Here is a 24,808-nt window from a genome sequence, read left to right on the forward strand (position 1 = left end):
TATGAGTGGTTTTAAGCGGTTACTTAAAAACTCTTTATCTAATATAATAAATGGCTTCTCAAATGTAATTCTTGGAATAGTTATTTCTCCAGTTTTACTACATAACCTTTCAAAGGTAGATTTTTCGATTTGGTCCCTTACTCTTCAGGTTGGGGTTTTGATCGGCATTTTTGGAATTGGTCTTCAGGTTACGGTAGGGCGTTTTGTCGCCCTTCATTTAAGTAACCCACAGAAACTTCAAATGGCAATGCATCAGTCATTGCTTTTTGCGTTACTGCTCAGTATGGTATGTTTGAGCGGGATCTTCGTTTTAGCAAAGTTCTTTTTTTCATTTTTTCCTGAAGTTTCAGAAACCAGTGCTAATGCTAAACAAATACTTATATTAATTGGCAGTTCGTTCGTCATTAATAACGTATTCTCACCCTTCGTTGGTTATTTCACTGGTATAGAACGCAATGATATTACCGCTGGCATAAATATATTTTTTAAAGTGATTCTGGGTACGTCGATTCTGTTGCTTGTTCACCATGGTCTTGATGTTATTGCATGGGTTTATTTTGCAATAAACAGTTTTAATCAAATTGCTTTTTATATTTTATATAAATTAAAAAATACATCTCAAAGAACAAAGTTATCACTGGATAAAAGTTTATTTCGTACCATAGTTGTCTTTTTCAGTGGACTCTTAGTATGGAATATCGCACAGTTCTTAATTTCCGGTATAGGCACCTTTACCGTCGGTAAATACTCATTTCAGGAACTAGCAGGTTTTGCTGTATTAATGACACTTGTTAATGCTGGTGTGGGGATTTTGGGAGCCATGATTAATCCTATAATTCAACCCATGATAAGGATGCATAATCACGGGAATAACCAGCATGTTGAACTTCTGGTCAACAAACTTATTTTCCTTTTCTCGATGATTGTCTTTATTGGCGTCTTTATTGCCTGGTTTGCCTCTGTACATATCCTTGGCGTCTGGTTGGGATATCAGCAAGCAACAAACTTGCACATTATGTTTTCTTTGCTGCTTGCGGCTTATCTTATTCGAATGATTGCAGCGCCCTACGGGCTTATGTTAGTCGCCTACGGCAAACAATTGTCAATTGCCTGGCTACCGGTGCTCGAAGGAATATTGAATTTTGCGTTGTCGATTTACTTTGTTCGTATATTTGGCGCCATTGGAATTGCCTACTCGACGTTTATTTCTGGCATATTAATCATGGCTGTTTACGCATGCAAATATCAGGCAGAAGCTGAATATAAGTCAAAATTAATATTTGTCTCGTTTCTGATAATACCTGTGATTATAGCCATCTGCCTAGTCAATCTGGTGATGACTGAGTCGATAACTATCCATTATGTTGTTTATGGCATCCAGGTTGCTTTTATAGTTGTATTTACTATCTTTATAATAAAACAAATAAAAAGCATCAAGAATCTGTTAAATCAATACTAATATTGCTATGGTGAAAGTGTGAAAAAAGTTGGACTCGTTACTGTTTTGTTCAATTCTCCAGGTGTGCTACCTGACTTTTATTCGAGTGTTGAAAAACAAAATTATCAGAACAAGCATCTTTATATTGTAGATAACAGTACAAATCAGGATTCTTTTAACTTAACGCAAGAAGTTCTTTTAGAGAAAGACATAAAGTACACCTATATTAATAATGAAGGAAATAATGTTGGGGTTGCGCAGGCCAACAACCAAGGTATTGAACAAGCTTTAAAAGATGGGTGTGAGTATATATTGCTCACTAATAACGACCTGCTTTTTGAACAGGAAGATACTCTCAGCAAAATGATGAGTGTTGCTGAAGAAGGACAATACAAACTTGTTTCACCAGTAATATTCAGTTATCCAGAAAAAAAAGTCTGGTACGCAGGCTCATTTTTTAATAAGAAAAAAGCTATCGCCCCTCATCTTTTTGAGGGAGCCGACTACAACGATGTTTATGCTAATATTCCAAAAGAGTGCGATTACGCACCAACATGTTTTTTACTTGTACATGCTTCGGTGTTTGCCACTATAGGTATGATGGATGCTCGTTACTTTGCTTATTACGATGATACTGATTTTCTCTATCGTGCAAACATGGCTGGCATACGGGTAAGAATTATTAATGAACCTCTAGTGTTTCATAAAGTTAGTACTTCTACTGGGGGCGGGTTAAGTCTATTCGGTGCATATTATTTAACAAGAAACCGCATATTTTTCGCAAGAAAAAATATTGAGGCTCCTTATTTTATTATTAGCGTTTTCTTTACCATTATAACCCGGTTGGTTTATCCACTTTGTCGCAAAACGCCATATAATGTCTATAAGGCTTTTGTTCGGGGGATTATCGACGGACTAATGTTAAAAAAATAAATAACTAAGAGGTTAAGGTGAGCGAAATTTCCAGTAGCACACTTGTCAATAACTATAATTTATCGACAACTTTTATTGTCAAATCACTTGTTGGACTGTTATTAATTAATTCGCTTTTTAGTGGTGTTGACTTTTCTCAGATTGGTTTGATGAAAGGCCTTTCAAGTATTGCTGATTTTAGCCTGAAGATCGTCCTTGTAATCGTATTGCTCGTTCTTTTCAGGATTCGCAGTCTTAACCTGGTAAAGATACTCTTTTTTGCCTTTATCCTTCTCATTGGTGCTGCGATTGGTGCATTCTATCATGGTGCTGAATATGATAAAACCTTCGCGCTTTTATTAAATATGCTCTTATGGTTTGTTATATTCAGTTATGCTAAAGAACTTGAACATAACTTTGATATATATAATTTTAGTGTCAAGATATCGAGTTTATTTCTTGGTATCGCGCTTATACTTTACATCATGGCGAAATTTGGTTTTCATGTTAAAGTATTAGGTGGGGCTTGGTTATATGATGAAAACTTTCGCTTTGCAGGCACTTTTGCAGAGCCAAGTTTAAATGGCTATTTTTATGGCTTAATGTTCTTGATGGTGATGTTTTCTAATCAAAAATACAGGCTAATTCTGGCGTGCATGTTTGCCATTACCACCTATATTTCAGGTGCTAAATTTTCATTCCTGATAATTCCAGTACTCCTTGGGCTAGTGTATTTCTTCAAGGTGAAGGGTTTTTATAATTATACATACCAGCTCATTCCGTTATCTTTTATTGTTCTTTTTGTCAGTCTTGCGTTCATATATTATGACCTTTTTGCACTCATTGCAGCTCATTTGTCAAATTCTGCTACGATGACTTATGTCACTCGTCTGGGTTTCCCAATTGTGAGCATATGGCATCTTAGTGATTATCCACTTGGCAGTGGAGTATATGGTTTCAAGAGCACACTTTCACCTTTTATAAATGACTATTGTCAGGCTCTTTCTGGTTTGGATGTAAACTGTAATGAGATGAGATCTTATTTATCTTCGTTGGATTCCAGTGCCTATGAAAGTTTTGCCCCTAAAGATGTTTTAAGTTTTATTATTTTAACTTTCGGTCTGCCGGGCTTGTTAATATTTGCCATAAGTATATTTTTATTGTCAGCCAGACTTAAAGAAAATAAAAATCACTTTATTATTCTAATGTATATTGTTGCTTCTATGCTCTTTACATTACCTTTTAGATTTATCCTTTTTTATTCCTTCTTTATGTTTCAGTGTTACATCTACAGAATGCCGAGTAATAAATGATATATATTAATGCGAGATTTTTGACTCAACGCAAAACTGGTGTACAGCAATATGCATTAGTACTATGTCGGGAACTCGTTAAACACGTTCCTGATATCTGTTTTTTAACACCGAAAACTGGCCTCATTGATGACAAATGGAGGAAGGAATTTAATATCCTTCAAATAGGAAACCGTAACGGCCACTACTGGGAACAAATCGAGTTACCACGTTATCTTAGAAGCGTCGGTAGCCCGTTACTGCTCTGCTTCACTGGGTTATCACCTGCGTTTTACAAGAACTGTTACTTTACTATTCATGATATGTCATTGTACGCATACCCAAAGTGGTTCCGTTTCTTATATCGTGCTGTATACAAGGTCAACTATGCTATTCAGTCGAGAATCGCGAGAGGTATCTTTACGGTTAGTGACTTTTCAAAATCAGAGATAGAGAAATATCTGGCGATAGACCCAGATAAGATCACTGTATTGCGAAATTCCGTGGATACATCTATTAACCTCAAAAATAATAGTAAAAATGAAACGGTTAAGCGTAATGAGATTCTACTGGTTGGCACCTTAGAGCCGAGAAAAAATATCGAATTTGTTATTAATGCTTTTTCGAATTCAAAAATCGAAAATTATAAACTCATCGTGGTGGGAGGGTTAGGTGCTGCTTTCTCAAAGGTGACTTTTTCACAGCATGATAACATTGTATTCTGTGGCTATCTATCAGATGACGATTTAGAGTTAAAATACAGAGATGCTTCTATTTTTGTCTATCCGTCATTATATGAAGGTTTCGGACTACCTCCTCTGGAAGCAATGCAGCGTGGTTGTCCTGTAATGGCTTCTGACCGCGCAAGTATCCCTGAAGTTTGTGGTGATGCGGCATATTATTTTAATCCAGAGGACTCATCAGATTTTAGTGCTAAGCTACGTGAATTGATTGAAAATTATGATGAGCTCAGCCCTGTATTGATTCGTAATGGATATCGTAGGCTGGAACAATTTGACGTACGTGATGTTGCATCGAAACTTATGGATGTGATCTATCAAAGGAATATTTGAATGAAGGTTTTACAGTTTAGTAAATTTTACCCTCCAGTACATGGTGGAATCGAACAGGTAGCATTCGATATAAGTGAAGGTATTGCAAAAAGTAATGACCAACCTGTCGATGTACTCTGTGTTGATCCAATTGGAGAAAGAAAAAATGACGACAAACTCCGTTATAAAGTTTACCGTCAGAAATTATTTGCACAGCTTTTTTCGACACCGTTATCATTTTCCTTAATATCCCGTTGGAGAATGATAAGAAATAATTATGATGTTATCCATGTTCATCTTCCAAATCCACTGGCTGTGTTGGCACTCTTTTTATTCCCTCCCAAAGGGAAGATTGTTCTTCATTGGCACAGCGATATTGTTAAGCAGAAAAAATTATTGATGTTTTTTGCTCCGTTACAAAAATGGATTTTAGATAAGTGCACCAGTATTATTGTTACTAGTCCGGTTTATGGGCAATCTTCACCAACTTTGCAGCCTTATCAGGATAAAGTTATTTGTATTCCGATTGGGGTTGATACCCGTGTTATGCCACTAAATGAGGAACTTGAAAAAAGCATTAAGCAGCGTTATCAAAATAAAAAAATAATTTTTTCTTTGGGGCGTCTTGTTTACTATAAAGGTATGGAATATCTGATTGATGCTGCGAAGGAACTTCCTGACGATTACATTGTTCTTATTGGTGGTACCGGCCCATTAATTGATACATTAAAGCAAAAAATTGCTAATGACGGATTATCAGATAAAGTAATTCTTCTTGGTAGTATCAATTATTCGGATTTAGCTTCTTATTACAAAGCATGTGATGTTTTTTGTCTGCCATCTATTCATGAATCTGAAGCTTTTGGTGTAGTTCAATTGGAAGCTATGAGTTTTTCCAGACCGCTTGTGTCGACTAATATTCCTCGAAGTGGTGTGGCCTGGGTTAATCAGCACAACGAGACTGGCATCGTTGTTGAACCTAATGATGCCAAAGCGCTTGCAAAAGGAATAGTTTCTGTTATTCAAAGCAGTGAGACGTATAGTAAAGGCGCGAAGGCCAGATTTGATACTATGTTTACTAAAGAGTTGATGATTAAGAATATAATGAATTTATATTCATCTTTAAAGTGAGTTCAATCATGTCATTATTTCCTGTTGTTATGGCCGGAGGCTCCGGTAGTCGTTTATGGCCGCTTTCTCGTGTTCTCTATCCAAAACAATTTCTGTGTCTGGAAGGTGAACTGACAATGTTACAAGCGACGATTAACCGATTACAGGGGATTGAATGCGAAAGTCCCGTCGTTATTTGTAACGAACAGCACCGCTTTATCGTTGCCGAGCAACTGCGCCAGATGAGTAAACTCACTGAGAATATCATTCTCGAACCGGTTGGTCGTAATACTGCTCCGGCGATTGCGTTGGCTGCACTTGCTGCTGTTCGTGCCCAGAACGAGGGCAATGCGCTTATGCTGGTTCTTGCCGCCGATCACGTCATACAGGATGAAGAAGCGTTTCGTAATTCAGTTCGTAAGGCCCTACCTTATGCTGAAAATGGAAAGCTTGTGACCTTTGGCATAGTCCCGCATAAACCAGAGACTGGCTATGGTTACATTCGTCGAGGCGCGCCATGCGATGATGTTGAGCAGGCCGATGCATTCGAGGTCGCGCAATTCGTTGAGAAACCTAATCTTGAAACGGCAGAAGCCTATGTTGCCTGCGGTGAATACTACTGGAACAGTGGGATGTTCCTCTTCCGCGCAGATCGCTATCTTGAGGAACTGAAAAAATATCGTCCGGATATTCTTGAGGCATGCGAAAAGGCAATGAGCGCTGTTGATCCTGACCTGAACTTTATTCGCGTTGACGAGGAGGCTTTCAGAGCTTGTCCTGATGAGTCGATTGATTATGCTGTGATGGAACAGACTTCAGATGCTGTTGTTGTGCCAATGGATGCTGGCTGGAGTGATGTCGGCTCCTGGTCTTCGCTTTGGGACATTAGCCATAAGACGGCAGAGGGTAACGTCGTTACAGGTGATGTATTGTCCTGCAATACTGAAAATAGCTTCCTGTACTCTGAATCTGGGCTATTGACTACTGTTGGGGTGAAAGATTTGGTCGTTGTTCAGACCAAGGACGCCGTGCTGATTGCCGACCGTAACGCCGTGCAGGATGTGAAGAAAATTGTCGAATCGATCAAAGCAGACGGCCGTCACGAACATCATACTCACCGTGAAGTTTATCGTCCTTGGGGTAAATATGACTCGATTGATACGGGAAGCCGCTATCAGGTTAAGCGATTAACCGTAAAGCCGGGCGAAGGCATCTCTCTTCAGATGCATCACCATCGTGCGGAGCATTGGATTGTCGTCGCGGGAACTGCACAAGTGACTATTAACGAGCAGACAAAACTTCTCGGTGAAAATGAGTCTATTTATATTCCTGTTGGGGCAACACACTGTCTGGAAAACCCTGGAAAGATCCCTTTAGAATTGATTGAGGTTCGCTCAGGTTCTTATCTCGGGGAGGATGATATTGTACGTTTTGCTGACAGGTATGGTCGTGTTTGAGATTACGGTAAAATTATCATGGAAAAATTAACCTGTTTTAAAGCCTACGATATTCGCGGCAAGCTGGGCGAAGAGCTGAATGAAGACATCGCGTGGCGCATTGGCCGCGCGTACGGCGAATATTTAAAACCGCAGACCATCGTGCTGGGCGGCGACGTGCGTCTGACCAGCGAGTCCCTCAAGCTGGCCCTGGCGAAAGGGCTGCAGGACGCGGGCGTGGACGTGCTGGATATCGGCCTTTCCGGAACCGAAGAGATTTACTTTGCCACCTTCCACCTGGGCGTGGACGGCGGTATCGAAGTGACGGCCAGCCACAACCCGATGGACTACAACGGCATGAAGCTGGTGCGCAAGGGCGCTCGCCCGATTAGCGGCGACACCGGCCTGCGCGACGTGCAGCGTCTGGCGGAAGCTAATGATTTCCCGCCGGTGAACGAGGCCAGGCGCGGCAGCTACAAAAAAATCAACCTGCAGAAAGAGTACATTGACCACCTGCTGGGCTACATCAACGTGGCGAACCTGAAGCCGCTGAAGCTGGTAATCAACTCCGGTAACGGCGCGGCCGGTCCGGTGGTGGACGCGCTGGAAGCCCGCTTTAAGGCGCTGAACGTGCCGGTGACCTTCGTCAAGGTGCACAACACCCCGGACGGCAACTTCCCGAACGGTATTCCTAACCCGCTGCTGCCGGAGTGCCGCGACGACACCCGCAACGCGGTGATTGAGCACGGCGCGGACATGGGCATCGCCTTTGACGGTGACTTTGACCGCTGCTTCCTGTTCGACGAGAAAGGGCAGTTCATCGAGGGCTACTACATTGTCGGCCTGCTGGCGGAAGCGTTCCTTGAGAAAAACCCGGGCGCGAAAATCATTCATGACCCGCGCCTTTCCTGGAACACCGTCGACGTGGTGTCCGCGGCGGGCGGCACGCCGGTGATGTCCAAAACCGGCCATGCCTTCATCAAAGAGCGCATGCGCGAAGAAGACGCCATCTATGGCGGCGAGATGAGCGCCCACCACTACTTCCGTGACTTTGCCTACTGCGACAGCGGGATGATCCCGTGGCTGCTGGTGACCGAGCTGCTGTGCCTGAAGGGGCAGACGCTGGGCGAGCTGGTGCGCGACCGTATGGCGGCATTCCCGGCGAGCGGGGAGATCAACAGCAAGCTGGCGCAGCCGGCCGAGGCTATTGCCCGCGTGGAGCAACACTTTGCGATTCATGCGCTGGAAATTGACCGTACGGACGGCATCAGCATGGCGTTCCCGCAGTGGCGCTTTAACCTGCGCTCGTCCAACACCGAGCCGGTGGTGCGCCTGAACGTGGAGTCCCGTGCTGACACGGCGCTGATGGAAGAGAAGACACAAGAAATTCTGGCTTTGCTCCGGAAGTGAGGGTCTGCCGCCAGCGTATTTCTGGCGGCTTGACTGTACCTGGATTGTGCAATCAGTGTGACATAGATCAGCAAAAGCTATTCATGTCACCTAATACTGAGTTAACATCTCAACCACATTTCAAGCCGCGCATAAGCCGTGGTGACCACACCTGACAGGAGTATGTAATGTCCAAGCAACAGATCGGCGTTGTCGGTATGGCAGTGATGGGGCGCAACCTGGCGCTCAACATCGAAAGCCGTGGTTATACCGTCTCCGTTTTCAACCGCTCCCGTGATAAAACCGAAGAAGTTATTGCCGAGAACCCAGGCAAGAAACTGGTTCCTTTTTATACGGTGAAAGAGTTCGTTGAGTCTCTGGAAACGCCTCGTCGTATCCTGTTAATGGTGAAAGCGGGCGCAGGTACCGATGCAGCTATCGACTCCCTGAAGCCTTACCTCGAAAAAGGTGACATCATCATTGATGGCGGTAACACCTTCTTCCAGGACACCATTCGTCGTAACCGTGAGCTGTCTGCTGAAGGCTTCAACTTCATCGGTACCGGTGTTTCCGGTGGTGAAGAGGGCGCTCTGAAAGGCCCATCTATCATGCCTGGCGGCCAGAAAGACGCATACGAACTGGTTGCGCCTATCCTGACTAAAATCGCAGCCGTGGCTGAAGATGGTGAGCCTTGCGTAACCTATATTGGTGCCGACGGTGCAGGTCACTATGTGAAAATGGTTCACAACGGTATCGAATACGGCGACATGCAGCTGATTGCTGAAGCTTATTCCCTGCTGAAAGGCGGTCTGAATCTCTCCAATGAAGAGCTGGCTGAAACCTTTACCGAGTGGAACAAAGGCGAGCTGAACAGTTACCTGATTGACATCACCAAAGATATCTTCACGAAAAAAGATGAAGACGGTAAATACCTGGTTGATGTGATTCTGGATGAAGCAGCGAACAAAGGTACCGGTAAATGGACCAGCCAGAGCTCTCTGGATCTGGGCGAACCGCTGTCTCTGATCACCGAATCCGTCTTTGCGCGTTACATCTCTTCCCTGAAAGAGCAGCGCGTTGCGGCGTCTAAAGTGCTGTCTGGCCCACAGGCTAAACCAGCTGGTGACAAAGCCGAATTCATTGAAAAAGTGCGTCGTGCACTGTACCTGGGTAAAATCGTTTCTTACGCGCAGGGCTTCTCTCAGCTGCGTGCGGCGTCAGACGAGAACAACTGGGACCTGAACTACGGTGAAATCGCGAAGATCTTCCGCGCGGGTTGCATCATTCGTGCACAGTTCCTGCAGAAAATCACTGATGCCTATGCTGAAAACGCCGGTATCGCCAACCTGCTGCTGGCACCGTACTTCAAGAAGATCGCGGACGAATATCAGCAGGCGCTGCGTGACGTGGTTGCCTACGCTGTTCAGAACGGTATCCCGGTTCCGACCTTCTCTGCTGCAGTAGCCTACTACGACAGCTACCGTGCTGCTGTTCTGCCAGCCAACCTGATTCAGGCACAGCGTGACTACTTTGGTGCGCATACTTACAAACGCACCGATAAAGAAGGCGTGTTCCATACCGAATGGATGGAATAAGTTAACTTACTCGCTGTAATCAAAACCCGGAGCCTGTCTCCGGGTTTTTTTATGCAAAAAATGTCACCTGTTATTCGAAGTAGTCCGAATCTCGGCCCGCTCGTAGTGATTACTCCTGGTTTGCCTTGACAGTTCAGTTTGCCAGGAGGTACAAAGCCCAACAGTTATGTTTATCGCGATGGTCTGGCGGCCATCAGTACAGTTAACTCACAGAAGTCATTAGCGAATGAAAATAACAATCTCCGGAACAGGGTATGTCGGTCTTTCTAACGGCATTCTGATTGCTCAGAATCATGAAGTGGTTGCGCTGGATATCGTGCAGGCCAAAGTGGATATGCTCAATCAGAAAAAATCGCCGATTGTGGATAAAGAAATCCAGGACTATCTCAGCAATAAACCGCTGAATTTCCGCGCCACGACAGATAAAGAAGATGCATACCGCAATGCGGATTACGTCATCATCGCGACGCCTACTGACTACGATCCTAAAACCAACTACTTCAACACCTCAACGGTAGAAGCGGTGATCAAAGACGTTATCGCGATCAACCCTGATGCGGTAATGGTCATTAAATCAACCATTCCTGTCGGTTTTACCAAATCCATTAAAGAAAAATTTGGTATTGATAATATCTTCTTCTCGCCTGAATTCCTGCGTGAGGGCAGAGCGCTTTACGATAACCTGCATCCTTCGCGAATCGTCATTGGCGAACGCTCTGATCGCGCTGAACGTTTTGCTGCGCTGCTGCAGGAAGGCGCAGTGAAGAAAGATATTCAGGTGCTGTTTACCGACTCCACTGAAGCTGAGGCGATTAAGCTCTTCGCGAATACCTACCTGGCAATGCGAGTGGCTTATTTCAATGAACTCGACAGCTACGCAGAGAGTCTTGGACTGAATACCCGCCAGATTATTGAAGGGGTGTGTCTCGACCCGCGCATTGGCAACCACTATAACAACCCGTCATTTGGCTACGGCGGCTATTGCCTGCCGAAAGACACGAAGCAACTGCTGGCAAACTATCAGGCTGTGCCAAATAACCTCATTTCGGCGATTGTTGATGCGAACCGTACACGTAAAGACTTCATCTCCGATTCTATCCTTGCGCGTCAACCGAAAGTGGTCGGCGTGTACCGTCTGATTATGAAGAGTGGCTCCGATAACTTCCGCGCCTCTTCCATTCAGGGGATCATGAAGCGCATTAAGGCGAAAGGGGTTGAGGTTGTTATCTATGAGCCTGCCATGCCGGACGATCAGTTCTTCAATTCCCGGGTGATCCGTGACCTGGATGCATTCAAGAAAGAAGCGGATGTCATCATTTCAAACCGTATGGCGGAAGAGCTGTCTGACGTGGCGGATAAGGTTTATACCCGCGATCTGTTTGGTAGCGACTGATTCTCTGCTTTATCCTGTAAAAAACCCGGCTGAATTGCCGGGTTTTTTTATTTTCAAACCTTGTAGAAGTCGCGGTACCAGTCGACGAAGTTCTTCACCCCATCTTTAACTGAGGTTTGCGGTTTAAATCCGATCGCGTCATAAAGTGGCTGGGTATCTGCGCTGGTTTCCAGAACATCGCCGGGCTGGAGTGGCAGCATATTTTTCTCCGCTTTTTTACCCAGGGCCTCTTCCAGAGCGGTGATGTAGTCCATGAGCTCTACTGGTGAACTGTTACCGATGTTGTAGACCCGGTAAGGCGCTGAGCTGGTCGCCGGTGAACCGGTCTCAACGGTCCAGTTTGTGTCAGACTGAGGAATAACATTCTGCAGACGAATAATTGCCTCAGCGATGTCATCAATGTACGTGAAGTCGCGCTTCATCTTACCGTAGTTATAGACATCAATGCTTTTGCCTTCAATCATCGCCTTTGTAAACTTAAACAGGGCCATGTCCGGGCGTCCCCACGGACCGTACACTGTGAAGAAGCGCAGGCCAGTGGTCGGCAGATTATAGAGATGCGAATAGGTATGCGACATCAGTTCATTGGCTTTTTTGGTCGCGGCATAGAGTGAGACCGGATGATCCACGGAATCGTCAGTGGAGAAGGGCATCTTGCGGTTGAGGCCATATACGGAGCTGGATGAGGCATAAAGAAGATGTTGAACGTCATTATGACGGCACCCTTCCAGTACGTTGAGATGACCGATAAGGTTGGCATCTGCATAGGCGTGCGGATTTTCCAGGGAATAGCGTACGCCAGCCTGTGCGGCAAGATGAATTACTCGATCAAACTTTTCAGACGCGAAAAGCGTGGCCATACCTTCCCGGTCGGCTAATTCCAGCTTATGGAAGGTGAAACTCTCAGAGTTTAACAGTTCCAGGCGCGCTAGCTTCAGTTTGACATCGTAGTAGTCATTGAGGTTATCAATACCAACAACCTGATGACCGGCCTCAAGGAGGCGTTTACTGACATTCGCACCGATAAACCCAGCTGCACCCGTTACCAAAAATTTCATAGCTTCCCTCATAAACCCATATTCTTACAGATGCGATTGCGCATCAGATGACGTCTATGATAGCGCGAAGGGGCGAAGTTACATAACCCATCTTTCCGATTTAACTCATCGGATTCTTATAGAAAAATCGGCAGTAATGGATAAACTGTACAAACAATATTATGTTTGCCCTTTTTAATCTGTTAGGGATTGTATGACGCAAAACAACAATAGCCAGGTCAGCCGAAGCAATGACCCTGAGCAAATTGATTTACTTGATTTAATGCTGCAACTGTGGCGTGGGAAGTTGACGATAGCAATCTTTATTGTTGTTTTTATCGTCCTGGCAATTGGATATCTCTCTGTCGCGAAGGAGAAATGGACCTCTAATGCGATCATTGCTCAACCTGATGCTGCCCAGATAGCGACCTATTCAAATGCATTGAACATTCTCTACGGTAGTGCTGCACCCTCGATGCTCGACATTCAAACGCTCGCGATTGGCCGTTTTAATTCTTCGTTCTCGGCATTATCTCAGGCGCTCGAGAATCAGGAGGATCCTGAAAAACTGACTATAGCTCCGACCTCGACGGGACAGCCCCTCCCGCTAAGTGTTTCCTACACCAGTACATCTGCAGAAGCGGCTCAAAAGCAGCTGGCGCAGTACATTCAGCAAGTCGATGAGCAGACCGCAAAAGAACTAGCCCTGGATCTTAAGGACAATATTAAGGAGCAGATCAAGACCCTGAATGATTCACTGCAAAACCAGGAGAAGGTCGCGCAGGAACAGAAAGATCTGCGCATCAAACAGATTGTTGAGGCACTGAAGAACGCTGAAGCAGCGAAAATTACCTCGCCGCAGGTCCAGCAAACCCAGGATGTCACGCAGGAAACATTATTCCTGCTGGGAAGCGAGGGGCTGAAATCGATGATTGACAATGAGGCTTCTCGTCCGTTGGTCTTCCCAACAGCCTATTACCAGACCAAGCGAAATCTGTTGGATATCCAGAATCTGAATGTAAACCCGGACACGATCCACGTTTACCGCTACGTCATGAAGCCGGAACTACCTGTCCGTCGTGATAGCCCGAAAAAAGCGGTTGTTCTGATTCTTGCCGTGCTGCTGGGTGGAATGATAGGTTCAGGTGTGGTACTAGGGCGTAACGCCTTACGAAACTACAAACCCAAAGCCTGATTTGTAGATAAAAAAACCGGGGAATATCCCCGGTTTTTTTTATTTGTGACGTTTGCGAAGATTTTCAATCACTGCCGTCAAATCCAGCTCCTGATCCTGCAGCAGCACCAGCAGGTGATACATCAAATCAGACGCCTCATTCGTCAGCTCCTCGCGGTCATGCACGGTTGCAGCCAGCGCCGTCTCAACACCTTCTTCTCCTACCTTCTGTGCGATGCGCTTGGTTCCGCTGGCGTAAAGCTTCGCGGTATACGAACTTTCAGGATCAGCCGTTTTACGCTCTGCCAGCAGCTGTTCCAGTTGATACAGGAACAACCACTGGTGGCTCGTCTCGCCGAAGCAGCTGCTGGTGCCCTTATGGCAGGTTGGGCCGATTGGGTTTGCCAGCACCAGCAGGGTGTCGTTATCGCAGTCAGGCGCGATGCTTACCACGTTCAGGAAATGACCCGAGGTCTCGCCTTTGGTCCAAAGGCGCTGTTTCGTGCGCGAGTAAAAGGTCACTTTGCCACTGTCGATCGTTTTCGCCAGCGCGTCCTGGTTCATATAACCCAGCATCAGCACTTCGCCTGACACGGCATGCTGGACAACTACCGGCAGTAATCCGTCCGTTTTTTCCCAATCCAGCTGCGCCTGTTGTTGCTCTGTTAACATACCCTGATCTCCACGCCCTGGTCGGCCAGGTACGTTTTTAACTCACCAATATTAATAATCTGTTTGTGGAACACGGAAGCGGCCAGCGCGCCGTCCACGTTCGCATCGCGGAAGGCTTCCAGGAAGTGCTCCATGGTGCCCGCGCCGCCGGAGGCAATCAGCGGAACGTGGCAGACCGCACGGACTTTTTTCAGCTGCTCGAGGTCATACCCGTTACGCACGCCGTCCTGGTTCATCATGTTGAGGACAATCTCGCCCGCGCCACGCTTCTGCACTTCCTGCACCCAGTCGAGCGTTTCCCACTGCGTCACGCGCGTGCGGCTTTCATCCCCCGTGTACTGGTTTACGTGGTATTTGCCCGTTGCGGCGTCATGCCAGGTGTCAATCCCAACCACAATACACTGCACCCCAAAACGATCTGCGAGGCGGGTAATGAGCTCCGGGTCGGCCAGGGCAGGGGAGTTGATGGAGATCTTATCGGCACCAAACGAGAGAATTTTGGCCGCGTCGTCAGCGGATTTAATCCCGCCCGCCACGCAAAACGGAATGTCGATAACTTCCGCCACGCGTGCCACCCAGCTTTTGTCGACCACGCGGCCATCGCTGGAGGCGGTAATATCATAAAAGACCAGCTCGTCTGCACCTTCATCGGCATAGCGTTTTGCCAGCGGGACGATGTCGCCAATGATCTCGTGGTTGCGGAACTGCACGCCTTTCACGACCTGGCCGTCACGTACGTCCAGGCAAGGGATTATCCGTTTTGCCAGCATTGAATCGCCTCCGTCACAGTAAATTTACCTTCCAGCAGGGCCCGGCCCACAATCACACCCTGCACGCCGGTGCCGCGCAGCGCGGCCACGTCGCCTATATCACCAATTCCGCCAGAAGACTGGAACGCCACCTGCGGATAGCGCGCACAGACCTCTTCATACAGCGAGACGTTGGAGCCCGCCAGCGTTCCGTCGCGGGAGATATCAGTGCATAACACATGCTTCAGACCAACGGGAAGATAGATATCAACCAGCTCTTCCAGCGTCACGCCGGAGTTTTCCTGCCAGCCGCTCACGGCCACCTGCTTATTGCCCTGTTCGTCAATACGCACGTCCAGCGCCAGTACAAGGGCGTCGGCGCCAAAGCGGCGAAACCAGCCTTTCACCGTCTCAGGATCTTTCACGGCGGTTGAACCTACCACCACGCGGGTCACGCCAGCGTCCAGCAGCGCCGCAACGTCATCTTCCGAACGCACGCCGCCGCCGACCTGGACGGGCACATCAACACCCGCAACAAGTTGTTTAAGCAGCGGGATTTGGCGTTTCGCCGGGTCTTTCGCGCCCGTCAAATCCACCAGATGCAGTACCTGCGCACCCTGGGCGGCATAATCCTGCAGACGCGGCAGCGGGTCGTTTCCGTAGTCGCGCTGCTGGCCGTAATCACCCTGATGAAGACGGACAACCGTGCCGTCAATTAAATCTAACGCGGGAATAATCATCACATCTCCAGGAAGTTTTTCAGCAGCTGCGCGCCCGCGGCGCCTGAGCGCTCCGGGTGAAACTGCACGCCGAAGAAATTGTCTTTCTGTACGGCTGCCGTAAACGCCTCGCCATAAGTGCACTGGGCGATCGTATTCACGTTCACCGGCATGGCGTAGCTGTGCACGAAGTAAAAATACGCACCGTCGTCGATGCCGCGAAACAGCCTGTCGCCCGCTTTGGCGTACACGCGGTTCCAGCCCATATGCGGCAGAGGCAGACCGTGGTCGGTCATTTTCGGCACGTCTTCATCAATAATGCCCAGCAGGTCAACGCCGTTGCTCTCTTCGCTGCGGCGGCCTAGGATCTGCATGCCCAGGCAAATGCCCAGCACCGGTTGGGTACAGGCTTTGATAAGATCGACCAGCTCGCGTTCACGAATCTGATCCATCGCGGCCTGCGCGGTTCCCACGCCCGGTAAAAAGAGTTTGTCGGCGCGCAGCACCACGTCCGGGTCACGGCTGACCACCGGCTCATAGCCGTGGCGCGCAATCGCCGATTTGACGGAGTTCAGGTTGGCGCATCCGGTATCCAGAATTACCACGTTCATTACAGCACTCCTTTCGATGAAGGCAGGGCGTCACCGTCAACGCGAATTGCCTGGCGCAGGGTGCGGCCAAAGGCTTTGAAGAGGCTCTCCACGCGGTGGTGGTCGTTCTTGCCCTTGGTCTTCAGGTGTAGCGTCAGGCCCATGGTGTAGGACAATGAGCGGAAGAAGTGCTCCACCATTTCGGTGCTCAAATCGCCCACGCGCTGGTAGGTGAAATCGGCTTTATATTCCAGATGCGGACGACCGGAGATGTCCATCGCGCAGCGCGCCAGACACTCGTCCATTGGCAGAACAAAGCCGAAACGGTTAATGCCGCGTTTATCACCGAGCGCCAGCTTCAGGGCTTCACCCAGCGCCAGGCCGGTATCTTCCACGGTGTGGTGATCGTCAATGTAGAGATCGCCTTTTACCGTAATTTCCATGCGGAAACCGCCGTGGGTGGCAATCTGATCCAGCATGTGGTCGAAGAAACCGACGCCGGTGTGGATCTTGCTGCCGCCTTCACGGTCCAGCCAGACCTTCACATCAATCTGCGTCTCTTTGGTGTTGCGTTCAACGTGCGAGTAACGGTCACGTTTTGTCAGCTGTTCGCCAATCATCGCCCAGTTCAGGTTGGTGCGGTCGTAGCGCAACCCCGCGATGCCCATGTTTTCCGCGAGCGTAATATCAGTGATGCGATCGCCGATGACATAGCTGTTGGCTTTATCCAGCACATCCTCCGCCAGATAGCGCTCGACCAGCTTCACCTTTGGCTTACGGCAGTTACACTCGTCGGCCGGCATGTGCGGGCAAATCAGCACTTCATCAAACACTACGCCCTGAGAGGTCAGCACCTGCATCATTAAATTATGCGGGCCGTCAAAATCAGCCTGCGGGAAGCTGTCGGTACCCAGACCGTCCTGGTTGGTGATCATCACCAGCCTGTATCCGGCTTTTTGCAGCTTAAGCAGCACCGGGATCACGTCCGGTTCAAACGCCAGCTTGTCGAATCGGTCGACCTGAAAATCAGCTGGTGGCTCCGAAATAAGGGTGCCGTCACGATCGATGAAAAGGATCTTCTGGGTCATACTTTCTCCGCTTTCAGGGCGTCAATTACGCGCTGGCTCTCTGCGCGGGTGCCGACGGTAATGCGCAGGCATCCGCTCAGAGAAGGTTGTTTATTCTGGTCTCGTAAGATAATGCCCTGATCCCACAAAGATTTAAATACGGCACTGGAGGCGGTGAAGCGAACCAGGATGTAGTTGGTTTCCGAGTCGAACACCTGCTCCACGCACGGGATATCCTTCAGGGCAACCACCAGATACTGACGCTCCTCAAGGATTTGCGCCACGCGCTCGCGCATCGCGTTAATCCCCTGAGGCGTTAGCGCCTGTGCCGCAATATCGGCAACCGGCGTCGAGAGGGGGTACGGAGCGATCACTTTCAGCAGCAGGTCGATGACCTCTTTATTCGCCAGGGTGAATCCGCAGCGCAGACCCGCGAGGGCGAAAGCCTTCGACAGCGTACGCAGCACCACCAGGTGCGGATACTCTTCCAGCCAGCCTGCCAGCGTCGCCTGCGGGCAGAATTCGATGTAGGCTTCGTCGGCCACCACCAGGGCTTTACCGCGCGTCATCTCCAGCAGGGTGCGGATATCCTGCGGATCGATAATCTGTCCGGTCGGGTTATTCGGGCTACAGACAAACACGACTTTTACGCCATCGAGGTTGTCGGCAATCCCCTGCAGATCCAGCTGCCAGTTCTCCAGCGCCTGCACGTTGCGACACGCCACGCCGAAGGTTTCCGCACTGACGCTGTACATGCCGTAGGTAGGCTGGCAGTACATCACCGCATCTTTGCCCGGCTCGCAGAAGGCGCGGATCAGCAGTTCAATGCCTTCATCTGCGCCGCGGCTGACCAGCACCTGCTCCGGCTGCACGCCAGCGTACTGGGCGTAGTTTTCAATCACCGCTTTCGGCTGACACTCCGGATAGCGGTTCAGCGTTTGCTGCGACAGCTCAAACTGCACCGCCGTTGGATACTCGTTGGCGTTCAGCCAGACATCCCCTTTACCGCCCAGACGACGCGCAGACTGGTAAGGCGTCAGGCGACGGACATTTTCGCGGGCTAATTCTTCAATGTTCATGCTTGCTCCTTCAGGGCTGCAACGCGCAGCGTAACGGCATTTTTGTGGGCGGTCAGGCGCTCGGCAGCGGCCAGGGTTTCAATGGTGGACGCCAGTGAGGCAAACCCTTCGCGGGAGAGTTCCTGCACGGTCATGCGTTTCTGGAAGTCCGCCAGTCCCAGGCTTGAACAGGTAGAGGTGTAGCCATACGTGGGCAGCACGTGATTGGTGCCGGAGGCGTAATCGCCTGCGGACTCCGGTGACCAGTCGCCGAGGAATACCGAGCCCGCGCTGGTAATGCTGTCGACCAGATCGCGCGCGCGGCGGGTCTGAATAATCAGGTGCTCCGGACCGTACTGGTTGGAGATGGCAATACACTGGTCCAGATCGCGCGCCACAATCAGGCGGCTGGCCGCTAACGCCTGACGTGCAGTGTCGGCGCGGGGCAGATCGGCAAGCTGACGCTCCACGGCTTCGCCCACGCGTTTCGCCATATCGGCATCCGGGGTCAGCAGAATGACCTGCGAGTCCGGGCCGTGTTCCGCCTGAGAAAGCAGGTCGGAGGCGACGAAGTCCGGCGTTGCGCCACTGTCGGCAATCACCAGCACTTCAGACGGACCGGCTGGCATATCGATGGCCGCACCGTCCAGACGCTGGCTGACCTGACGCTTGGCTTCGGTCACATACGCATTGCCCGGGCCAAAAATTTTGTCGACCTTAGGAATGGAGTCTGTGCCAAACGCCAGGGCCGAAATCGCCTGCGCGCCGCCAACTTTATATACCGCCTGCACGCCGCACAGCTTTGCCGCATAAAGGATCTCGTCGGCAATCGGTGGCGGTGAGCAAAGTACCACTTTCTGACATCCGGCAATGCGCGCGGGTGTCGCCAGCATCAGTACGGTGGAGAAAAGCGGGGCAGAGCCGCCAGGGATATAGAGGCCAACGGACGCAACCGGGCGCGTCACCTGCTGGCAACGCACGCCGGGCAGGGTTTCGACATCCACGGTCTGCAGCTTTTGCGCGGTGTGGAAGGTATCAATGTTTTTCACCGCGACGGCCATCGCCTGCTTGATGTCGTCGCCCAGACGATTGCTGGCATCAATGAGTTCCTGCTCGGTTACCTGTAATGCACCGACTTCCGTCTTATCAAACTTCGCGCTGTATTCACGCAGCGCGTCATCGCCACGGGCTTTGACGTTATCCAGGATCTCCGCCACGGTGCGTGAGATGCTCTCAGAGGCGGAAATTGCCGGGCGCATTAGCAGCTCGCGCTGCTGTGCGTCGCTACAGGTATTCCAGTCGATGATTGTGTTAAAGCTCATGGCCATTACTCCATCATCTTCTCAATTGGCAGCACCAGGATGGAGCTTGCGCCCAGCGCCTTAAGTTTTTCCATGGTTTCCCAGAACAGGGTTTCGCTGCTCACCATGTGCATCGCCACGCGCTGCTGATCGCCCGCCAGCGGCAGGATGGTCGGGCGCTCGGCGCCCGGCAGCAGGGCAATCACTTCATCCAGACGCTCGGTTGGGGCGTGCATCATGATGTATTTGGATTCACGCGCCTGAATCACGCCCTGAATGCGGGTCAGCAGCTTGTCAATCAGCTGCTGCTTGGCGTCGGCCATCTCGCCGTCGCGCTGAATCAGGCACGCTTTAGAGCGGTAAATCACTTCCACTTCGCGCAGACCGTTGGCTTCCAGCGTCGCGCCGGTAGAGACGAGGTCGCAGATGGCGTCCGCCAGACCCGCACGCGGCGCCACTTCAACAGAGCCGTTAAGCAGACAGGACTTAAACTGCACGCCTTTCTGGTCGAGATAACGCTTTAACAGGTGAGGGTAAGAGGTGGCGATACGTTTGCCGTTCAGCGCGGCCGGGCCGTCCCACGCTTCGTCAACCGGCGTAGCCAGCGAAAGGCGGCAGCCGCCGAAGTCCAGACGACGCAGGGTAAAGTAACGCGGATCTTCGCCCTGCGCACGGCGGGTCAGCAGCTCTTCTTCCAGCACGTTTTCCCCGATGATGCCGAGGTCAACGACGCCGTCCATGACCAGGCCGGGAATATCGTCATCACGCACGCGCAGAATATCGATGGGCATGTTTTCAGCCAGAGCAATCAGGCGCTGGGTGTGCAGGTTAATTTTAATCCCGCAGCGGGCCAGCAGTTCGCGTGAATCGTCGCTCAAACGGCCTGATTTTTGAATAGCTATGCGTAAGCGTGAGTTATCTAACATTCTTTATTCCTCGTTAACCTGTTTTAACCTGTCTGAATTCGGTCCAAAAAAAAGCCCCCGGAAGAAGATCTTCCGGGGGCTTTCTCATGCGTTCATGCACCACTGGAAGATCCAAACGTCTTCCAGCACACATCGCCTGAAAGACTAGTCAGGATGATGGTGATGATGGTGGTGTTTAAATTGAACGCGTGTCATATAAATTCTCGATGAATGCTTATTCATTTGATGCCTTTTAACCTAAACCAGTTGTACGACATATTGCAAGGGCTTTTTTTGATCATTAATTCATTTCATATTGATGCTATGAATTGTGTGTTCTGCCGGGCTGGCGTAGCCTTATAAAAGACGAGTGAGAGTCAGGAGAATTCGCATGAAAAAGGTCGCGATTGTCGGTTTAGGATGGCTGGGAATGCCGCTGGCGATGTCATTAGCCGCGAAAGGCTGGCAGGTGACCGGGAGCAAAACCACGGCGGATGGGGTAGAGGCAGCGCGCATGTGCGGTATTGATGGCGTTGAACTGCGACTTGAACCGGAGCTGGTGTGTGATGCTGACGATCTGGACACGCTAATGAACGTCGATGCGCTGGTGATCACGCTACCCGCGCGGCGCAGCGGTCCGGGCGAGTCGTTTTATCTGCAGGCGATGCAGGAGATTGTCGATAGCGCGCTGGCGCACCATGTGCCGCGCATCATTTTTACCAGCTCGACGTCGGTGTATGGCGAAGTTGAGGGCGTGGTGAAAGAGAGTTCCGAGCGCCGTCCCGTTACGGCGAGCGGTCAGGTCCTGAAAGAGCTGGAAGACTGGCTGCATCATCTTCCCGGCACGCAGGTCGATATCGTTCGTCTGGCGGGCCTGGTTGGCCCGGGTCGCCATCCGGGACGCTTTTTTGCCGGAAAGTCGGCGCCAGATGGCCAACATGTTGTCAATCTTGTGCATCTTGATGATGTAGTTGGCGCGATTGAGCTACTCTTACAGGCTCCGAAAGGTGGACACATCTATAATATATGTGCACCGTCTCATCCGGCGCGCAGCACGTTTTACCCGCTGATGGCACGTCAGCTGGGCCTGGCGGCGCCGGTTTTCGGTGAGGCAAAGGATGACAGTAAAGGCAAAATTGTTGATGGCAATCGCATTTGTCATGAGCTGGGGTTTGAGTATCAGTATCCCGATCCGCTGGTGATGCCCATGGAATAAATCCCGCAGCGGAGACCGTCGCACACCGAAAGGGGGCGAGCATGAAACCGCTGCTGGATGTTCTTATTATTCTGGATGCACTGGAAAAAGAGGGGAGCTTTGCCGCTGCGTCGGCAAAGCTCTACAAAACCCCATCTGCGTTGAGCTATACCGTTCAAAAACTGGAAAGCGATCTCAATATCCAGATCCTCGATCGCTCCGGGCACCGCGCACGTTTTACCCGTACCGGACAAATGCTGCTGGAAAAAGGCCGTGAAGTCCTCCATACCGTTCGTGAACTCGAAAAACAGGCCGTGAAACTCCATCAGGGATGGGAAAACGAGCTGGTTATTGGCGTGGATGATACCTTTCCGTTTTCTCTCCTCACGCCGCTGATTGAAGACTTTTATCAACATCACAGCGTGACCCGGCTTATCTTTATCAACGGCGTGCTGGGTGGCTCCTGGGATGCCTTAACGCAGGGCAGGGCGGACATTTTCGTTGGTGCACTCCATGAGCCCCCCCAGCTGAGTGATTTTGGTTTTGCCCGGCTGGGCGTGCTGGAGCAGGTGTTCGCCGTGGCGCCTCATCATCCGCTGGCTCAGGAGCCTGAGCCGCTTAACCGGCGCGTGATAAAAGGCTACCGCGCCATCGTGGTCGGGGACAGTTCTCGTCCGGAATGTGCGGTTTCGTCGCAGCTGCTTGACGAGCAGGAGGCCATCACCGTTTTCGACTTTAAAACCAAGCTGGAGCTGCAAATAAGCGGTCTGGGCTGCGGCTATTTGCCTCGCTATCTGGCTCAGCGGTACATTGACAGCGGTGCGCTTGTTGAAAAACAGGTACTTGCTCTAAACAGTCATGAATCGGTATGGGTGGGCTGGAATGAGCAAACCGCGGGGCTGGCCAGCGCCTGGTGGCGGGACGAAATTTTAGCAAATAGTGCTATCGCCGCTGTATATGCTCAGGGCAGTGCCGAGAAATCAGCCAGTTAGAAAAAAGAAAATTACCCGCTGCGTTGCAAAGTATTGCCTTTTGTATCCGATGTGGGGCAAAATGCCGCCGCTGCAACCAAATGAATAATCGACGATATAAAAGGCGTCGGTTATTTTTTTTTGCATGTACGAAACGAAACTAAAAACCAAGAGGCCGGGCTTCGTACCGGATAGATATTTACTAAAATCCGACAGTTGTTGTCGCTGAGGAAGAAAGAAATGGGGCAATTTTTCGCTTACGTGGCGGTTATCACCGTAAAGGAGATTAACTATGTCGCATAACGCAACTCCAAACACCTCTCGCGTGGAATTACGTAAAACGCTTACGTTGATTCCGGTTGTTATGATGGGCCTCGCCTATATGCAACCGATGACGCTGTTCGATACATTCGGTATCGTATCGGGCCTCACAGACGGTCATGTGCCGACGGCTTACGGCTTCGCGCTGATTGCGATCCTCTTTACCGCGCTGAGCTACGGTAAGCTGGTGCGTCGCTATCCGTCTGCCGGTTCCGCCTACACCTATGCCCAGAAATCCATCAGCCCGACAGTTGGCTTTATGGTGGGCTGGTCTTCGCTGCTCGACTACCTGTTCGCGCCGATGATCAACATTCTGCTGGCAAAAATCTATTTTGAAGCGCTTGTGCCGTCGATTCCATCCTGGATGTTCGTCGTGGCGCTGGTGGCCTTTATGACGGCCTTTAACCTGCGCAGCATTAAGTCCGTTGCCAACTTTAACTCCGTTATCGTTGTGCTTCAGGTTGTGCTGATTGCGGTTATTCTTGGCATGGTCATTTACGGCGTATTCCACGGTGAAGGCGCGGGCACCCTGGCGAGCAGCAAACCGTTCTGGTCTGGTGATGCGCATGTGATCCCGATGATTACCGGGGCAACCATTCTGTGCTTCTCCTTTACCGGTTTTGACGGGATCAGCAACCTGTCTGAGGAAACGAAGGATGCAGAGCGCGTGATCCCTCGCGCCATCTTCCTGACGGCGCTGATTGGCGGTCTGATCTTTATTTTCTCGACCTATTTCCTGCAGCTGTACTTCCCGGATATCTCCCGCTTCAAGGATCCGGATGCATCTCAGCCGGAAATCATGCTCTATGTGGCGGGTAAAGCATTCCAGGTAGGCGCGCTGATCTTCTCCACCATCACCGTACTGGCGTCCGGTATGGCCGCGCATGCAGGCGTTGCGCGTCTGATGTACGTGATGGGCCGTGATGGCGTATTCCCGAAAAGCTTCTTCGGCTACGTACATCCAACATGGCGTACCCCGGCGATGAACATTATCCTGGTCGGTGCGATCGCGCTTCTGGCGATAAACTTTGACCTGGTGATGGCAACGGCGCTGATTAACTTCGGTGCGCTGGTGGCGTTCACCTTTGTTAACCTGTCGGTTATCTCTCAGTTCTGGATCCGTGAGAAGCGTAACAAGACGCTGAAAGATCACTTCCAGTATCTGTTCCTGCCGATGTGCGGTGCCCTGACCGTGGGCGCGCTGTGGGTTAACCTGGAAGAGAGCTCTATGGTGCTTGGCCTGATTTGGGCGGGTATCGGCCTGATTTACCTGGCCTGCGTTACGAAGAGCTTCCGTAATCCGGTTCCTCAGTACGAAGACGTCGCGTAATGACTCGCCGGGTGGCGCTAGCGCTTACCCGGCCTACAAAACGGCACACCCGTAGGCCCGCGTAAGCGCAGCGCCATCGGGCAAAAAAAAAGCCGGAGACAT

At 50.0% G+C, this 24,808-nt stretch carries 24 protein-coding genes and 1 other annotated feature; of the genes, 14 read left to right on the forward strand and 10 right to left on the reverse strand.

Annotated elements, in window-relative coordinates:
* Position 1: 1 nt before the first annotated feature.
* The 9 genes from RVY89_RS04405 to ugd all read left to right on the forward strand — a co-directional run bounded on the left by RVY89_RS04405 (position 2) and on the right by ugd (position 11,617).
* On the forward strand, positions 2-1,459 hold the full coding sequence (locus tag RVY89_RS04405) for an MATE family efflux transporter (protein ID WP_484827020.1): 1,458 nt from the start codon (positions 2-4) through the stop codon (positions 1,457-1,459).
* An 18-nt stretch (positions 1,460-1,477) separates the two neighbouring features.
* Positions 1,478-2,371, forward strand: a complete 894-nt coding sequence (locus RVY89_RS04410; RefSeq protein WP_484827021.1) for a glycosyltransferase family 2 protein — start codon at positions 1,478-1,480, stop codon at positions 2,369-2,371.
* Between the two features lie 17 nt (positions 2,372-2,388).
* On the forward strand, positions 2,389-3,663 hold the full coding sequence (locus tag RVY89_RS04415; RefSeq protein WP_484827022.1) for an oligosaccharide repeat unit polymerase: 1,275 nt from the start codon (positions 2,389-2,391) through the stop codon (positions 3,661-3,663).
* Positions 3,664-3,683: 20 nt separating this feature from the next.
* On the forward strand, positions 3,684-4,715 hold the full coding sequence (locus RVY89_RS04420) for a glycosyltransferase family 4 protein (RefSeq protein WP_484827023.1): 1,032 nt from the start codon (positions 3,684-3,686) through the stop codon (positions 4,713-4,715).
* A complete protein-coding gene (locus RVY89_RS04425; RefSeq protein ID WP_484827024.1) occupies positions 4,716-5,825 on the forward strand; it encodes a glycosyltransferase in 1,110 nt (369 codons plus the stop codon).
* Between the two features lie 8 nt (positions 5,826-5,833).
* On the forward strand, positions 5,834-7,261 hold the full coding sequence (gene cpsB / locus RVY89_RS04430) for a mannose-1-phosphate guanyltransferase (RefSeq protein ID WP_484827025.1): 1,428 nt from the start codon (positions 5,834-5,836) through the stop codon (positions 7,259-7,261).
* An 18-nt stretch (positions 7,262-7,279) separates the two neighbouring features.
* A complete protein-coding gene (gene cpsG, locus RVY89_RS04435) occupies positions 7,280-8,650 on the forward strand; it encodes a colanic acid biosynthesis phosphomannomutase CpsG (protein ID WP_484827026.1) in 1,371 nt (456 codons plus the stop codon).
* 167 nt (positions 8,651-8,817) lie between these two features.
* Positions 8,818-10,224, forward strand: a complete 1,407-nt coding sequence (gndA, locus tag RVY89_RS04440) for an NADP-dependent phosphogluconate dehydrogenase (RefSeq protein WP_484827027.1) — start codon at positions 8,818-8,820, stop codon at positions 10,222-10,224.
* A 226-nt stretch (positions 10,225-10,450) separates the two neighbouring features.
* Positions 10,451-11,617, forward strand: a complete 1,167-nt coding sequence (ugd, locus tag RVY89_RS04445; RefSeq protein WP_484827028.1) for a UDP-glucose 6-dehydrogenase — start codon at positions 10,451-10,453, stop codon at positions 11,615-11,617.
* A 53-nt stretch (positions 11,618-11,670) separates the two neighbouring features.
* On the opposite strand, the gene RVY89_RS04450 is transcribed toward ugd, so the two are convergent.
* The gene (locus RVY89_RS04450; RefSeq protein ID WP_484827029.1) at positions 11,671-12,675 is read right to left on the reverse strand and encodes an NAD-dependent epimerase; all 1,005 of its coding nucleotides are present in this window, start codon (positions 12,673-12,675) and stop codon (positions 11,671-11,673) included.
* 193 nt (positions 12,676-12,868) lie between these two features.
* On the opposite strand from RVY89_RS04450, the gene wzzB reads away from it, so the two are divergent.
* Positions 12,869-13,849, forward strand: coding sequence for an LPS O-antigen chain length determinant protein WzzB (wzzB, locus tag RVY89_RS04455; protein ID WP_484827030.1), 981 nt, complete (start codon positions 12,869-12,871; stop codon positions 13,847-13,849).
* A gap of 39 nt (positions 13,850-13,888) precedes the next feature.
* Here wzzB and hisIE read toward each other — a convergent pair whose 3' ends face one another.
* The 9 genes from hisIE to hisL all read right to left on the reverse strand — a co-directional run bounded on the left by hisIE (position 13,889) and on the right by hisL (position 21,105).
* Entirely contained in the window at positions 13,889-14,500 is a 612-nt protein-coding gene (gene hisIE / locus RVY89_RS04460) for a bifunctional phosphoribosyl-AMP cyclohydrolase/phosphoribosyl-ATP diphosphatase HisIE (protein ID WP_484827031.1), read from the reverse strand.
* The gene (gene hisF / locus RVY89_RS04465) at positions 14,494-15,270 is read right to left on the reverse strand and encodes an imidazole glycerol phosphate synthase subunit HisF (protein WP_484827032.1); all 777 of its coding nucleotides are present in this window, start codon (positions 15,268-15,270) and stop codon (positions 14,494-14,496) included. Before hisF ends, hisIE begins: the two co-directional genes overlap by 7 nt.
* Positions 15,252-15,989, reverse strand: a complete 738-nt coding sequence (hisA, locus tag RVY89_RS04470) for a 1-(5-phosphoribosyl)-5-[(5-phosphoribosylamino)methylideneamino]imidazole-4-carboxamide isomerase (protein ID WP_484827033.1) — start codon at positions 15,987-15,989, stop codon at positions 15,252-15,254. The genes hisF and hisA overlap by 19 nt, the downstream gene beginning before the upstream one ends.
* Positions 15,989-16,579 carry an imidazole glycerol phosphate synthase subunit HisH gene (gene hisH, locus RVY89_RS04475; protein ID WP_484827034.1) on the reverse strand — a complete coding sequence of 197 codons (591 nt, stop codon included), beginning with the start codon at positions 16,577-16,579 and terminating at the stop codon, positions 15,989-15,991. Before hisH ends, hisA begins: the two co-directional genes overlap by 1 nt.
* Entirely contained in the window at positions 16,579-17,646 is a 1,068-nt protein-coding gene (gene hisB, locus RVY89_RS04480) for a bifunctional histidinol-phosphatase/imidazoleglycerol-phosphate dehydratase HisB (protein ID WP_484827035.1), read from the reverse strand. Before hisB ends, hisH begins: the two co-directional genes overlap by 1 nt.
* On the reverse strand, positions 17,643-18,704 hold the full coding sequence (gene hisC / locus RVY89_RS04485; RefSeq protein ID WP_484827036.1) for a histidinol-phosphate transaminase: 1,062 nt from the start codon (positions 18,702-18,704) through the stop codon (positions 17,643-17,645). The genes hisB and hisC overlap by 4 nt, the downstream gene beginning before the upstream one ends.
* Positions 18,701-20,005 carry a histidinol dehydrogenase gene (gene hisD, locus RVY89_RS04490; protein ID WP_484827037.1) on the reverse strand — a complete coding sequence of 435 codons (1,305 nt, stop codon included), beginning with the start codon at positions 20,003-20,005 and terminating at the stop codon, positions 18,701-18,703. Before hisD ends, hisC begins: the two co-directional genes overlap by 4 nt.
* 5 nt (positions 20,006-20,010) lie before the next feature.
* Positions 20,011-20,910, reverse strand: coding sequence for an ATP phosphoribosyltransferase (hisG, locus tag RVY89_RS04495; RefSeq protein WP_000886595.1), 900 nt, complete (start codon positions 20,908-20,910; stop codon positions 20,011-20,013).
* A 45-nt stretch (positions 20,911-20,955) separates the two neighbouring features.
* Positions 20,956-21,079, reverse strand: a sequence feature (His leader region).
* The gene (gene hisL / locus RVY89_RS04500) at positions 21,055-21,105 is read right to left on the reverse strand and encodes a his operon leader peptide (protein ID WP_001364200.1); all 51 of its coding nucleotides are present in this window, start codon (positions 21,103-21,105) and stop codon (positions 21,055-21,057) included. Its footprint overlaps the feature before it by 25 nt.
* A 175-nt stretch (positions 21,106-21,280) precedes the next feature.
* On the opposite strand from hisL, the gene RVY89_RS04505 reads away from it, so the two are divergent.
* From RVY89_RS04505 to plaP, 4 genes are all read left to right on the forward strand, one after another.
* A complete protein-coding gene (locus RVY89_RS04505) occupies positions 21,281-22,105 on the forward strand; it encodes an SDR family oxidoreductase (protein ID WP_063144497.1) in 825 nt (274 codons plus the stop codon).
* 41 nt (positions 22,106-22,146) lie between these two features.
* The gene (locus tag RVY89_RS04510; protein ID WP_484827038.1) at positions 22,147-23,076 is read left to right on the forward strand and encodes a LysR substrate-binding domain-containing protein; all 930 of its coding nucleotides are present in this window, start codon (positions 22,147-22,149) and stop codon (positions 23,074-23,076) included.
* A 219-nt stretch (positions 23,077-23,295) separates the two neighbouring features.
* A complete protein-coding gene (gene yoeI / locus RVY89_RS04515) occupies positions 23,296-23,358 on the forward strand; it encodes a membrane protein YoeI (RefSeq protein ID WP_100245854.1) in 63 nt (20 codons plus the stop codon).
* Complete coding sequence (gene plaP / locus RVY89_RS04520; protein ID WP_023312362.1) at positions 23,348-24,706, forward strand: putrescine/proton symporter PlaP; 1,359 nt, start codon at positions 23,348-23,350, stop codon at positions 24,704-24,706. Before yoeI ends, plaP begins: the two co-directional genes overlap by 11 nt.
* Positions 24,707-24,808 lie beyond the last annotated feature (102 nt).

The sequence above is a fragment of the Enterobacter sp. 3U4 genome (genome assembly GCF_057224565.1).